The following is a 13,438-nucleotide window of genomic DNA, read 5'->3' on the forward strand; positions in this document are numbered from 1 at the left end:
CCCATCGGCGAGTCCGCGGATCCCCCAACTCGCCGGTGAGATTTACCTCATGCGGCGGAGGCGAGCTTCTTGCTATTGGGAGCGGCCTCTGATTGCTCGATGCTCTCAAGCAGCTCGGTGTCGAGTTCGGGCAGCGACTCCAGATTCTGTTCGCTGCCGAGTTGATGCAGCGCACGGTACTGATCGGCCAACTTGGAGCTGTTCTCCAACAAACCGGCAATGCGCCTCTCCAACTCCTGCTTTTGTTTCTGCATCGTTCGTAACTCGGCTTCGACGTTCCTGCGTGCGGCAGACTCCTCGTTCTTCTCCTTCTTAAGCGCTTTGAGCTTTTTGACGACATTTTCCGGGGTATCGGCGAGAGCGATATTGATCGCCTTCAGAGCCTTCTCCTTGTCGGCGATCAAGGCTTTGAGTTTCTTCTGTTCTTTGGTATTGGCTTCGCGTTCCACGGCTATTTGCTGCTCGAAATTTTTCAAAGCTTCAAACGTTGCATTTCTGCCGGATTCTGATTCCGCAAGCGCCTTGCGCACATCGGCGAGGGTTTTCTCAATCTCCTCGACAGCCGCTTTCGCTTGTTCCTGTGCAGCGGATACCTTGGCATCCGCCGCCTGAGCGCGCTGAATACTGGCCTCCAGAGCGACTTTAAGCTCCTCCATCGTGCACTCCGGCGCCAACCCCAATGCTTCGGTGGCGGCACCCATCAACATCTGCTTCTTGATGGCGAGATCTTTCCAAACTTTCAGCTGCAACTCTAACTTCGCTTGATCCATCGGGTTCTCCTGCGCATTTCTCTCTAAATTAGGCATATCGAATTCGTTCGCAACCCTTGCCGATTATGCGTCTCGCGGTGACCTTCACTGGTTGGTTAGCGGCGCTCGATCCTTTGCGCCTCGGCGAAACACTGGCTACGCGGCGAGGGTACGAATGTCGTTTCAACACTCAGCACTCGGGGTGGGCGGACGCTTGGCGCCGACCGGTCGCGAATCCCAATTGCGGAAGAGACAACAGTTACCCCCGCGCACGTCCATCACCTTCCAGGCGATGCAACCGGCGGGCTGGTAAGGGGCGCTATGATACGCCAAAGTCAACTGAATTTCTTGAGAATCTGCTAAAAAAGTGGTGTGCGGACCTGCGCATCGTGGATACCGGCTCAGGGAAGCTGTTCCACCTTGACCAGGATCCGTCGTTTGTCTTCGAGATGCTCGGTCGAACGATGGATGACTCCACTTTGGCGCTGGATCCCGGCATTCACCACACCACCCAACTCGATCCACTCTCCCAGTGTGCCCGATACCGTGGTGCTGATCCCCTGAACCTCGATACGCCCTCCACCGGAGCGCGAAAGCTGGTCCCGCTGGGCACCAATTTCCAACATCACGCGTTCGCCGCTGATCCTTGGCAAGACCGAAAAACCCCTTTCAACCTGGCGGTATTCAATGGAATCGGTATTTTGAACTCCGCCCGGGATGATCGTGCTTGAGCGACTGCCTACCGGGATCGACTGGCCCAGGTAGATCGTTGCAGCGCGGCCTTCCAACACCCGTACTCTCTGTATCTCATCACCGCGAGTCCGTGATCGCGAACGGCGGACACGCAATTCAGCCGTATCGGACCCGGTCCCTTCACCCACCGCGAGACGCCCCCGTCCGCCGAGTCCTATGGAGGCGTTCAGGCGCGACTCATCGTCGGCCAGATCAGCGGCTTCACCCTGCAACACCGTGATCTGTAACTGGCGCGGGGATCTGTCGAGCGTTGCCAGCAAGGCCTTGATTTCAGACAAATTAGCCGGTGTGGTCCGGATGAACAGTTGTCCGCGCTGACCGGTCAGTGTACCGCCCGGGGCCAAAAAGGGCTGCACCAGCGGCAACACTTCCTCGGCAGGGCGATGCCTGAGATCGATGATTTCCAGTGATTGAGCCAGGCCCACCCTTACCGGCATCAGCAACAGCAGTCCGATCACTAAGTGGCAGAGATAGCGCACCATGACCTCAGATATGCAGCCGCTGCAGCCCGGGATCGCGACCGCTTATTTCCCAGACCTTGGTGAAGAATCGCACCAGTTCCCGCGCCTCCAGTGGATCGTAGAAACTGGCCTTCCCCTCGAACCGATCGGCGAGGCCACGTTGCAGGAATCCATTTTCGTCAGCCACCAGAAACGCCTGATTGTAGTCGCGAAACTCCGGGTGCACGGCACGCATATGGATGTAACTGTTGAGGTGCCGGGCAAGTTCGATCAAACGATGCCCGCTCTTGATTGCATGATCGGTACTCTGCACCAGGATGCGGATATCGGTGAATCGCCCGCGGATAGCGAGTTGCCGCACCGCTTCCAGGAAGGGCGCGGTATCGTAGAGACGGGCATCGAGATCGCGGGAGAATACATGCAGCGTACGCTTGGCCTGTTCAACCAAGGCCAGCGACACCGCCGCACACTCTTCCAGCGTTTCGATGGCAAGGGTCTCGGCGGTTTCACCCAGGATATAGCGTTCCAGTTCCATGGCGGCAGTGGCACCTCGCGCAGCAAACAGTCCCGTTTAGAGAATAACCCCCATAGTAGGCGCGGCCTTCACCTGACTCAAATATCCAGCGCCTGCTGGGTGGCGTTGCCGGTATAGCGACCTGGAGTGAGTTCGATCAGCGCCTCCTTGGCCGCATCGGGGATTTCCAGCGTCTCGATGAACGCGCGCAGGGCCTGCTGGTCGATGCGTTGCCCACGCGTCAGCTCTTTCAGCTTTTCGTAGGGTTTTTCGATGCCGTAACGACGCATCACGGTCTGAATCGGTTCGGCAAGCACCTCCCAGTTGGCCTCGAGATCGGCGGACATGGCAGCACCGTTGACCTCCAGTTTGGAGACGCCCTTGAGGGCCGACTGGTAAGCCAGCACCGATTGCGCGATCCCGACGCCCAGGTTGCGCTGCACAGTCGAGTCGGTAAGGTCACGCTGCCAGCGCGAAATGGGAAGCTTTTCCGCCAGGTGTCCGAGAATGGCATTGGCCATACCCAGGTTACCCTCGGCGTTCTCAAAATCTATGGGGTTGACCTTGTGCGGCATGGTCGAGGAGCCGACTTCACCCGCCACGACCTTTTGTTTGAAGTAACCCAGTGAAATATAGCCCCACACATCACGGCAGAAATCGGTCACTACGGTGTTGAAGCGGGACAAGGCGTGGAAGTACTCGGCCATGTAGTCATGGGGCTCGATTTGGGTGGTATAGGGGTTCCAATCGAGTCCGAGACCGTTGACGAACGTTTGCGCCAGACCACGCCAATCCACCTCGGGGTAGGTCACGAGGTGCGCGTTGTAGTTGCCGACCGCACCGTTGATCTTGCCTAGAATCGGCACCATGACCAGTTGCTCGCGCTGGCGTTTGAGCCGAAACGCCGTGTTGGCCATCTCCTTCCCCAGCGTGGTGGGCGAGGCGGGCTGGCCATGGGTGCGTGCCAACATCGGTATATCAGCATGGTCGCGGGCCAGGCGGCTGACGGCCTCGATCATCTCGTCCATCATCGGCAACAGTGCCTGAGCACGGGCCTCGCGAAGCATCAAAGCGTAGGAAAGGTTGTTGATGTCCTCGGACGTGCAAGCGAAATGAATGAACTCGCTGACCGCCTCCAGTTCCCGATTGCCGGCCACCTTCTCCTTGAGGAAATACTCGACGGCCTTGACATCATGGTTGGTGGTGGTCTCGATGTTCTTGACACGGCGTGCATCCTCTTCGCTGAACTCATCCACGATGCGATCCAGCAACGCCGTGGCATGAGTGCTGAACGCTGGCACCTCGGCGATTTCGCTGCAGCCAGCCAACATCTGCAACCAACGCACCTCCACCAAGACCCGGTGACGGATCAATCCGTATTCACTGAAGATGGGGCGCAAGGTGGCGGTCTTCGATCCATAGCGACCGTCAATAGGAGAGATGGCGGTTAAGGAAGACAATTCCATGGGTGCTCCTAGCTTGTACGTTGCGCATGGCAGTGCAGAAAAGGGGGCTAATCATACTACACGCCGCGGAGGCGCCATGCCTGCCGTGAATGGCCGATATAAATGCTTGGTATAATTTCTTTTTACCCTTGGTTAACTTACAATTATCGCAATCTGCGGGAAGCGATCGATCTCTTCCCCGGCCTTTGAAACCGTCTGAGAAGAGGATAAGGATCGTGCTTGAAGCCTATCGTAATCACGTCGCAGAACGCGCCGCTGAGGGCATCGTCCCGCTGCCGCTCAATGCCCAGCAGGTCGCCGATCTGGTTGAACTGCTGAAAAGCCCGCCCGCCGGCGAAGAGGCGTTTCTGGTCGATCTGTTGGTCAATCGTGTCCCTCCGGGGGTTGATGATGCGGCGCGCGTCAAAGCCGCCTTTCTGGCGGATGTGGTGAAGGGCCGGGCGCAGTCTCCTCTCATCGACAAGGCAAAAGCCGTGGAGCTGTTGGGTACCATGCTGGGCGGCTACAACATCGCCCCGCTGATCGATTGCCTGGACGACGCTGGTTTGTCGTCCATTGCCGTCAAGGCGCTGTCTCACACCCTGCTGATGTTCGATGCCTTTCATGATGTGGCCGAAAAAGCCACGGCGGGTAACGTCCACGCCCGGCAGGTACTGGAGAGTTGGGCCGATGGCGAATGGTTTACCAGTAAACCTGTGCTCGCCGACAAGATCACCGTCACCGTCTTCAAGGTGTCCGGAGAAACCAACACGGACGACCTTTCCCCGGCACCGGATGCCTGGAGCCGCCCCGACATCCCCTTGCACGCCAAAGCGATGCTGAAGATGGCGCGCGACGGTATCACTCCCGATGAGCCTGGTGCCGTGGGTCCGATCAGTACGATCGAGGAGCTGAAGAAGAAGGGTTTTCCGCTGGCCTATGTCGGCGATGTGGTAGGTACCGGCTCGTCACGCAAATCCGCTACCAACTCCGTGCTGTGGTACATGGGCGATGACATTCCGTACGTACCCAACAAGCGTGCCGGCGGCTACTGTTTCGGCGGCAAGATTGCTCCGATCTTCTTCAACACCATGGAGGACGCCGGTGCCCTGCCCATCGAAATGGACGTGGATAAGATGGCGATGGGCGATGTCATCGATGTCTATCCTTACGAAGGCAAGGTATGCAGGCATGGCACCGACGAGGTGATTTCAACCTTTGAGCTCAAGACCCAGGTACTGCTCGACGAGGTGCGCGCCGGCGGCCGTATCCCGCTGATCATTGGCCGCGGTCTGACCGAGAAGGCTCGCCAGGCATTGGGCAGAGAGCCCTCCGAACTGTTCCGCAAGCCGATCGATCCGACCGATACCGGAAAAGGCTACACCCTGGCGCAGAAAATGGTGGGTCAGGCCTGCGGTGTCTCCGGTGTCCGGCCCGGAACCTACTGTGAACCTAAGATGGCCACGGTAGGTTCCCAGGACACCACCGGTCCCATGACCCGGGACGAGCTGAAAGATCTGGCCTGTCTCGGCTTCTCAGCCGATCTGGTGATGCAGTCTTTCTGTCATACAGCCGCCTATCCCAAGCCGGTGGATATCAACACGCACCACACCCTGCCGGACTTCATCATGACCCGTGGTGGCGTCTCACTGCGCCCTGGCGACGGGATCATCCACTCCTGGCTGAATCGCATGCTCTTGCCCGACACTGTGGGTACCGGTGGGGATTCGCATACCCGCTTCCCGATCGGCATCAGCTTCCCGGCGGGTTCCGGTCTGGTGGCCTTCGCTGCCGCGACCGGCGTGATGCCGCTGGATATGCCCGAATCGGTACTGGTGCGCTTCAAGGGCGCTATGCAGCCCGGGGTTACGCTACGCGATCTGGTGCACGCCATCCCCTACTATGCCATCAAAGAGGGGCTGCTGACCGTAGCCAAGCAAGGCAAGAAAAACATCTTCTCCGGCCGCATTCTGGAGATCGAAGGGCTGCCGCAACTCACCGTCGAACAGGCCTTCGAACTCTCCGACGCCTCCGCCGAACGTTCCGCAGCGGGCTGCACTATCAGGCTCGACAAAGAGCCTATCACCGAGTACCTGCGCTCCAACATCACCATGCTGAAATGGATGATCGCCGGAGGTTACGGCGACGAGCGCACCATCCGTCGCCGTATCAAGGCGATGGAGGAGTGGATTGCCAACCCCGAACTGCTGGAGCCCGATGCGGACGCCGAGTACGCTGCCGTGATCGAGATCGATATGAACGAGATCAAGGAACCGGTGCTCTGCGCACCCAACGATCCCGACGATGCGCGTCTGTTGTCGGACGTGGCAGGCACCAAAATCGACGAGGTGTTCATCGGCTCGTGCATGACCAACATCGGTCATTTCCGCGCCGCCGGCAAATTGCTGGAAAAGGCCGAGGGTATACCCACCCGCCTGTGGCTGGCGCCACCCACCCGCATGGATGAAGCGCAACTGCGCGAGGAAGGCTACTACTTCACCTACGCCAAGGCGGGCGCGCGCACCGAGATGCCCGGTTGCTCGTTGTGCATGGGCAACCAGGCGCGCATCGCCGCCAATTCCACTGCCGTCTCCACCTCGACGCGCAATTTTCCCAACCGCCTGGGCACGGGTGCCAACGTCTACCTGGCGTCGGCGGAACTGGCGTCGGTGGCGGCCATTCTGGGCAAGTTGCCGACTCCGGACGAGTACCTGGCATACGCCAGGAACATCGACACCATGGCACCTGAGATCTACCGTTACCTCAACTTCGATAAGATCGCTGAGTATCAGGAAATTGCCGATAAAGTGGCGGCTGCGTAACGCAGCAACCCTAACCATGAGAAAGCCCCGCAGAGCAGGCGGGGCTTTTTTCGGATGCGCAGTCGGCCGCGGATGAGGTTATCCACAATTCCTGTGGATAAGGTTGTGCATGAATCAATCGGGATAAACCTACCGGGCGGTGCGCGCCGGATTGCGCAAATAATACCCAAGCGCCCGATAGGGAATGTTGGCGTTGAACGCCGGCATCCGCATAATGGCCCACCTGTCCCTGAAAAATACCAGTCACCACAATGAGCCTCGGTCCCCTCATGATCGATCTGCAGTGCACCGTCCTGCAGGCTGAGGAACGCGATATGCTGCGCCACCCACTGGTGGGGGGCATCATTCTTTTTACGCGCAACTACGAGAACACCGATCAGCTTCGAGCGCTTATCGATGCGGTCCATGCGGTTCGTGAACCGCGTCTGCTGATCGCCGTGGATCAGGAGGGCGGGCGTGTCCAACGGTTTCGCTCAGGTTTCACGCGCCTGCCGCCGGTAGCCGAATTAGGGCGTATCGCCAACAAGGACCCCGCGCGCGCGCTGAGCCTGGCCGAAACCACCGGTTGGTTGATGGCCGCGGAACTGCGGGCCGTGGGCGTCGATCTGAGCTTTGCCCCGGTTCTCGATCTTGATCATCGGCGCAGCTCGGTAATCGGTGATCGCGCCTTCCATCGCAATCCCGAGGTTCTCACCGAACTGGCCCACGCCTACATGCTGGGCATGCGGCATGCGGGCATGGCCGCGGTGGGCAAACATTTTCCTGGACATGGCGGGGTTGCGGCGGACTCCCACCTCGAACTGCCGGAGGATAAGCGCTCCCTGGCCGATCTGCGTGCCGAGGACCTGCTGCCCTTCGAGCGCATGATCCACTACGGACTGCCTGCGGTAATGGCCGCGCATGTGGTTTATCCCGCGGTTGCTCCGCTTCCGGCAGGGTTCTCCTACAATTGGTTACACACCCTGCTACGCCGGGAACTGGGCTTTCAGGGCGCCGTGTTCAGCGATGATCTCAGTATGGCGGGGGCACGAGTCGCCGGTGCGACTCCTACCCAGCGGGCACACGTTTCGCTCGAGGCGGGTTGCGACATGGTACTGATCTGCAACGACCGGCCCGCAGTCATCGAGGTACTGGAGAATCTGGATTACGCGCCCAATCCAGCCAGTCAATTGCGTCTTACCCGACTGCACGGTCGTCACCAGCGCAATTTGCAGGAACTGCAAAACAGCCCCCAGTGGCGCAAGGCGGTGGAGATGGTGCGCAGCTACGACGCCGATCCGATGCTCGATCTCGACTTGTAGTAGAACGCCGCTTTTGACAACGGTACACCACTTTTTAAACTAGTGAGCTGACAGACCAGCCCAGGCCACAGGAACCGGTATGGATTTCGAACAGTTACTGCAGCAGATCGGCAACCCCAACACCACTGCGGGTTGGATAGCGCAGGTGTTCGTCGTTGTTTTCTCCGTCATGTTGGCGAATTTCGTTCTGGCGCGCCTGCTCGATCGCCTGCATCGCTATCTGAAGAAAACCTCGGTCAAATGGGACGATGCGTTGATCGATGCGCTGCGCAAACCGGTGCGGTTGCTCGTTTGGATAGTCGGCATTACCTTTGCGGCGCAGATTGTTCAGAAGAGCACCGATGCCGTGCTCTTTGAGGCGATCTCGCCCATCCGTGACATTGGCGTTATCGGCACCATCACCTGGTTCCTGGTGCGATTGATCAACAGCGTCGAGAACAACTACCTGACAGTCCACGAAGGCGATGAGGAAGCTGTCGATCGCACCACAATCGATGCGATCTCCAAGTTGTTGCGAATCTCCGTCATCATCACCGCGACGCTGGTGGCCCTGCAAACATTGGGATTCAGCATTTCCGGCGTGCTGGCGTTTGGCGGGATCGGGGGTATTGCCGTGGGTTTCGCCGCCAAGGATCTTCTGGCCAACTTCTTCGGCGGACTGATCATTTATCTCGACCGTCCGTTTGCAGTGGGCGACTGGATACGCTCCGCCGACAAAGAGATCGAAGGCACAGTGGAAAAAATCGGTTGGCGGCTGACCTGCATCCGCAGTTTCGACAAGCGCCCCATCTATGTGCCCAATGCCGTCTTCACCAGCATTTCGGTACAGAACCCCTCGCGCATGACTCATCGCCGCATCTATGAGACGATCGGCATACGCTACGATGACGTTGCACAGATGGAGTCCATTACCCGCGACGTCAAAACAATGCTTCAGAGCCATCCGGCGATCGATACCTCACAGACACTGATGGTCAACTTCAATGCCTTCAATGCATCCTCGCTTGATTTCTTCATCTACTGTTTCACTCACACGCGCGTGTGGACTGAATTTCACGAAATCAAACAAGACGTGTTGCTGAAAATCGCCGAAATCATCGATGCTCGCGGTGCGGAGATCGCCTTCCCAACCCGTACACTTCATGTTCCAGGGGGGGTTTCCCTGCAGGCGGATGGGTTGGTGCCGGCGGAGCCGGTAGGTCGCTGAATCATGGCGGTACGGCAGGCCAAAATCGGTCTCGCACTTGGTGCCGGTTCGGCGCGCGGCTGGGCGCATATCGGCGTCATTCAGGCTCTCGAGGAGCAGGGTCTACGACCAGAGGTTGTGGCTGGAACCTCCATTGGCGCCCTGGTGGGTGCAAGCTACGCAACGGGCAACCTGGACGAACTTGCCGGCTGGGTCTCGAAACTCACCTGGCAGCAGATCGTCGGCTATCTCGATCCGAGTTTCAGCGGGGGCCTCATTGCCGGAAAGAAGTTGTTCGATTTCTTCCGCCATCATTATCAGGATCGCGATATCGGCGATCTCACGGTACCTTTCGGGGCAGTGGCCACCGATCTGGATACCGGACAGGAGATCTGGCTGCAGACGGGATCGGTGCTGGAGGCGGTACGTGCCTCGTTGGCACTCCCGGGCGTATTTACGCCGGTACAACGCGAACAAGGCTGGCTGCTCGATGGCGGTTTGGTCAATCCTGTTCCAGTCTCATTGTGCCGCGCGATGGGTGCTGAGATCGTCATCGCGGTAGACCTCAACGCCGATCTGCTGCAACGACATCGTCGCGCTGACAAGCCTGATGAAAACTCGCAGAACCACCCACCCAACAACGAGGATAACGAAGGCGGGGAGGGCTACGATCTGCGCGAATTTCTGCGCCAGCAGGTCGTCAATCTCAAGAGCAATCTCCTCAAGACCGGTAACCAATCCAACGCGCCTTCGCTGATCGATATCGTGCTGCGCAGTATCAACATCATGCAGACTCGGATTACACGCAGTCGCATGGCGGGCGATCCTCCAGAACTCGTCATTGCACCTCACCTTTCGCATATTTACTTGATGGAGTTTCACCGCGCGAAAGAGGCTATCGCGGAAGGTCATAAGGCGGTGGCGAGAGCGGACATCGAGATACAGCAGCTCAAGCAGATGCTCTAAAAACCCAACGGCTATCAGATTCATGGATCCGCAAACACTGCTCGCACAGATCGAAAAGAAGAATCTGCCGCCGGTACATCAGTGGAACCCCACTTTGTGCGGGGATATCGACATTCGCATCGCCCGCAATGGCAGTTGGTATCACGAGGGTTCACCGATACGCCGTCAGCGTATGGTGGATCTCTTTGCCACAATTCTCCGCCGCGATGCCGACGGCGAATTCTACTTGGTTACACCGGTTGAGAAACTGCGCATCGAAGTGGAAGACGCACCCTTCGTCGCTATCGATTTCGACACCGCCGGTAGGGGTGCCGGGCAAGTGCTCGTCTTCAAAACCAATGTCGGCGATCAAGTGGCGGCCGATGCACGGCACCCGCTGCGCGTCAGCGAACATCCGGACACCCACGAACCGTCCCCGTATATTATGGTAAGGGATGGACTGGAGGCGCTCATCAATCGTCCCACGTTCTATCGCCTGGTCGAGCTGATCCAGGTGCACGAAGGCGCGCAGGGCGTATGGAGCAGTGGCACGTTTTTCGCCCTGGAACACCGACGCCCGTAATAAATGACGGTCAGCGACGCGATGACCCTCGAAGCCGCCATTGACGGATGAAGCCCAACACCCAAACGGCAATGCAGAATCTGATTCACCAGGTGCGCACGGCGATACCTTTTGCGGATCCTGCGGCACAGGAGTGTCCGGATCTCTGCAAAGGCTGTACGCCCAAGCTGCTCACACTTTTGGAGTTGGAACTCGACGATTGGCAGCAACGCCTGCGGGAGGGCGAAACACCGACACTCGGAGATATCGATCGACTGGCGAAGATGAGCAAGAAGATCTATCGGGTGTTGCAGGAAAACGGCCTGGTTTCAGAACGCCACACCGGTTAACGCGGGTGATGCGATCTTCCGCCAGGCATAACGACCAACCACACGCGGCAACGCACTATGAGTCGCAGTCGTTCAGTGGGACCTGATCCGGACGCGAGATTATTGCTCGGCTTTTTTCCCGCAGGTATTGATGCCCAGCAGCGGGTAGACGGGGCAGAAACCGATCAGGCTGGTGAGCACAAATACGGCGGCGATAACGCCTAGAACAATGGCGACTGTGCCGCTGATGAGCCCCATGTAGTACAGCACACCGACGGCGATGGCGGCGGCAATACGAATTACACGATCAGTGCTTCCCATATTCGTTTTCACTGTTGTCTCCTGTCTTCGACTAACGGAATGGTGTTGTGGCAGTTTCCACTTGAAGCCGGTAATCCGTCTGCGACCAGGTCACAGACGCCCGGCAGGTAGGCGCAACGAATCGTCGTCCTGCAAACGTATCAGGCTACGGCTTGGTGCGACAAGTCCTTCGCGCTCGAAATCCCTCGGTAATCGACTGATTACCTCCCGCGAGCGTCCCGGATCAGCAACTATCGCCTTATTGAGTGGTCCGCACCTCTTTCGCGCGTACCGTCTCACCGTTTCAGTGCAACAGGTAATCAGCCAGACGCTGTGTTCCGCAACCCAACGGTTAAAAGTCGGAGCGGGGATGATCATTACCTCGACCTCGGTTTTGGTTATGGTGCAGGCGGGGAAGTGGAGCCGGTTGAGAATACAGCACGCGGTCAGAAAGCGGCTGCCACCCCTTTTCGAGGCGATACCGCGTCTGTTCACGTCCAAACCCCCTGCCTCCATAGACCCGAACCATGCCTGTCAGCACCAATGCAGACTGCTGCAGGCTTGGCCCTCCAGGCAGATGACTTGCCCTGCTGGAAGCCGCACTCGCTTGGCTTCATGGTGGAAGCGTTCGCCAGCGACATTGATCGCAGCAGCGAGCTGTGGGAATAGAGTGTCGGTCTCGGTGCACAGACCGCAATTCCTATGTGCGGATAGTACTCAGGCGCGCCTGCAGTGAGTATGGGATCTCGAACTTTTGCTGAATCTTATCATCGAACAAGGCACAATCAGCGACTTTCACGCGCACGAATAACAACGATGCCCTTAGCGATCGCACGACGTCTGCTTGTACCCCTCGCAATCCTGGCCGTGGCTGGTGCCGGTTTCGCTCTGCTGGTGATGACCAAACCCCGCTCTGAAGCCGCGCCACGCACCGAAACGGTATGGTCCGTTGCTGCCCAGACCATTCAACCTGGTACGCTGCAGCCCACGCTCACGCTCTTCGGCCGCCTGGAGACGCCCCATCGGAGTCGCCTGCGCGCCGCGGTAGAAGCTGAGGTCGAAGCGGTCACGGCGAAGGAGGGCGAACAGGTCGCGGCGGGTCAGGAGTTGGTGCAACTCGATGACCGGGAAGCTTTGGCGGTGCTGGAGCAGCGCCGCGCCGATGTCCGCGATGCGGAAGCAGCCATCGCCAGCGAGGCGCTCCGTTACGCCAACGACCGCACCGCTCTGAAACAGGAAGAAGCGCTCCTGGCGCTGGCGCAGTCCGAGGTCAAACGTGCGGAAAACCTGCTGCGACGTAATTTGGGCTCCGAAGCACAAGTGGATGCGGCGCGGCAAAATCTGGTGCGCCAGCAGATCGCGCTGGAAAGCAGGCAGCAAAGCATTGCCGATCACACCAATCGTCAGGCTCAGGTACAAGCACGCGTTGCGCGCGCCCGGGCGCAACGCGACATCGCCGAGTTGGACTGGCAACGTACCCGCATCCTGGCGCCCTTTCGCGCGCGCATCGCCAAGGTAGCTGTAGCAGCCGGAGACCGGGTGCGGGTCGGAGATACGATAGTGGAGCTCTACGACCTGGCGGCACTCGAAGCCCGCGCTCAGATTCCAGCTTCCCACATCGCGTCGATCCGCCGTGCGCTGGACTCTGGCAGACGCTTGCAGGGTACTGCCGAGGTGGACGGTCTTGCGGTCGAACTGGAACTTGACCGTCTGGCAGGCGAGGTCATCAAAGACAGCGGCGGCGTCGAAGCGCTGTTTAGCCTGCTGACCGCAAGCGATTGGCTGCCGGTAGGGCGCTTCATTACGCTTCGCTTGATGTTGCCCGAACAGGAGCGGGTCGTCGCCTTGCCAAGGCAGGCGCTCTATGGAAAAGATCGCGTCTATCGCGTTAGCGACAATCGCCTCATACCGATCACTGTTGAACGCGTCGGCAGCCGAATGACGACGGCAGGTGAAGAACAGATACTGATCACCAGCCCTGAACTGAATGCCGGCGATGCGATCGTCACCACGCAGTTGCCCAACGCCATTGAAGGGCTGCGTGTTCGCGTAGTCGCTCCCAATCCCTGAT

12 protein-coding genes are annotated in these 13,438 nt (G+C 58.7%); 7 read left to right on the forward strand and 5 right to left on the reverse strand.

Features of this window, described 5'->3' with window-relative positions; genetic code table 11:
- Positions 1–47: 47 nt before the first annotated feature.
- The 4 genes from DWQ09_13580 to DWQ09_13595 form a co-directional block, all read right to left on the reverse strand.
- On the reverse strand, positions 48–770 hold the full coding sequence (locus DWQ09_13580) for a hypothetical protein (protein KAA3627340.1): 723 nt from the start codon (positions 768–770) through the stop codon (positions 48–50).
- Positions 771–1,150: 380 nt separating this feature from the next.
- Positions 1,151–1,984: a hypothetical protein gene (locus DWQ09_13585; protein ID KAA3627341.1), complete on the reverse strand. Its 834-nt coding sequence runs from the start codon at positions 1,982–1,984 to the stop codon at positions 1,151–1,153.
- Between the two features lie 4 nt (positions 1,985–1,988).
- Positions 1,989–2,498, reverse strand: a complete 510-nt coding sequence (locus DWQ09_13590; GenBank protein ID KAA3627342.1) for a hypothetical protein — start codon at positions 2,496–2,498, stop codon at positions 1,989–1,991.
- Positions 2,499–2,575: 77 nt separating this feature from the next.
- Positions 2,576–3,943: an adenylosuccinate lyase gene (locus tag DWQ09_13595; protein ID KAA3627343.1), complete on the reverse strand. Its 1,368-nt coding sequence runs from the start codon at positions 3,941–3,943 to the stop codon at positions 2,576–2,578.
- Positions 3,944–4,158: 215 nt separating this feature from the next.
- Here DWQ09_13595 and acnB point away from each other — a divergent pair, with 215 nt between their 5' ends.
- The 6 genes from acnB to DWQ09_13625 all read left to right on the forward strand — a co-directional run bounded on the left by acnB (position 4,159) and on the right by DWQ09_13625 (position 11,088).
- Positions 4,159–6,744 carry a bifunctional aconitate hydratase 2/2-methylisocitrate dehydratase gene (gene acnB, locus DWQ09_13600; protein ID KAA3627344.1) on the forward strand — a complete coding sequence of 862 codons (2,586 nt, stop codon included), beginning with the start codon at positions 4,159–4,161 and terminating at the stop codon, positions 6,742–6,744.
- A 251-nt stretch (positions 6,745–6,995) separates the two neighbouring features.
- Positions 6,996–8,045 carry a beta-N-acetylhexosaminidase gene (locus DWQ09_13605; GenBank protein KAA3627345.1) on the forward strand — a complete coding sequence of 350 codons (1,050 nt, stop codon included), beginning with the start codon at positions 6,996–6,998 and terminating at the stop codon, positions 8,043–8,045.
- Positions 8,046–8,124: 79 nt separating this feature from the next.
- Entirely contained in the window at positions 8,125–9,252 is a 1,128-nt protein-coding gene (locus DWQ09_13610) for a mechanosensitive ion channel family protein (protein ID KAA3627346.1), read from the forward strand.
- 3 nt (positions 9,253–9,255) lie between these two features.
- Positions 9,256–10,197 carry a patatin-like phospholipase RssA gene (locus tag DWQ09_13615; protein ID KAA3627347.1) on the forward strand — a complete coding sequence of 314 codons (942 nt, stop codon included), beginning with the start codon at positions 9,256–9,258 and terminating at the stop codon, positions 10,195–10,197.
- A 22-nt stretch (positions 10,198–10,219) separates the two neighbouring features.
- On the forward strand, positions 10,220–10,759 hold the full coding sequence (locus tag DWQ09_13620) for a DUF1285 domain-containing protein (GenBank protein ID KAA3627348.1): 540 nt from the start codon (positions 10,220–10,222) through the stop codon (positions 10,757–10,759).
- A gap of 47 nt (positions 10,760–10,806) precedes the next feature.
- Positions 10,807–11,088, forward strand: a complete 282-nt coding sequence (locus tag DWQ09_13625; protein ID KAA3627349.1) for a hypothetical protein — start codon at positions 10,807–10,809, stop codon at positions 11,086–11,088.
- A gap of 99 nt (positions 11,089–11,187) precedes the next feature.
- Here DWQ09_13625 and DWQ09_13630 read toward each other — a convergent pair whose 3' ends face one another.
- Entirely contained in the window at positions 11,188–11,400 is a 213-nt protein-coding gene (locus DWQ09_13630) for a DUF2892 domain-containing protein (protein KAA3627350.1), read from the reverse strand.
- A gap of 705 nt (positions 11,401–12,105) precedes the next feature.
- Between DWQ09_13630 and DWQ09_13635 the strand changes: the two genes are divergently transcribed.
- A complete protein-coding gene (locus DWQ09_13635) occupies positions 12,106–13,437 on the forward strand; it encodes an HlyD family efflux transporter periplasmic adaptor subunit (protein KAA3627351.1) in 1,332 nt (443 codons plus the stop codon).
- Position 13,438: the final 1 nt, after the last annotated feature.

The sequence above is a fragment of the Pseudomonadota bacterium genome, assembly GCA_008501635.1.
In the GTDB taxonomy this organism is placed as follows: domain Bacteria; phylum Pseudomonadota; class Gammaproteobacteria; order QQUJ01; family QQUJ01; genus QQUJ01.

What these genes read in the sequence shown, in the direction of transcription:
- DWQ09_13580 (KAA3627340.1), bottom strand. Translation starts at nt 770, where the DNA reads ATGGATCAAGCGAAGTTAGAGTTGCAGCTGAAAGTTTGGAAAGATCTC.
- DWQ09_13585 (KAA3627341.1), bottom strand. Translation starts at nt 1,984, where the DNA reads ATGGTGCGCTATCTCTGCCACTTAGTGATCGGACTGCTGTTGCTGATG.
- DWQ09_13590 (KAA3627342.1), bottom strand. Translation starts at nt 2,498, where the DNA reads ATGGAACTGGAACGCTATATCCTGGGTGAAACCGCCGAGACCCTTGCC.
- DWQ09_13595 (KAA3627343.1), bottom strand. Translation starts at nt 3,943, where the DNA reads ATGGAATTGTCTTCCTTAACCGCCATCTCTCCTATTGACGGTCGCTAT.
- DWQ09_13605 (KAA3627345.1), top strand. Translation starts at nt 6,996, where the DNA reads ATGAGCCTCGGTCCCCTCATGATCGATCTGCAGTGCACCGTCCTGCAG.
- DWQ09_13610 (KAA3627346.1), top strand. Translation starts at nt 8,125, where the DNA reads ATGGATTTCGAACAGTTACTGCAGCAGATCGGCAACCCCAACACCACT.
- DWQ09_13615 (KAA3627347.1), top strand. Translation starts at nt 9,256, where the DNA reads ATGGCGGTACGGCAGGCCAAAATCGGTCTCGCACTTGGTGCCGGTTCG.
- DWQ09_13620 (KAA3627348.1), top strand. Translation starts at nt 10,220, where the DNA reads ATGGATCCGCAAACACTGCTCGCACAGATCGAAAAGAAGAATCTGCCG.
- DWQ09_13625 (KAA3627349.1), top strand. Translation starts at nt 10,807, where the DNA reads ATGAAGCCCAACACCCAAACGGCAATGCAGAATCTGATTCACCAGGTG.
- DWQ09_13635 (KAA3627351.1), top strand. Translation starts at nt 12,106, where the DNA reads ATGGGATCTCGAACTTTTGCTGAATCTTATCATCGAACAAGGCACAAT.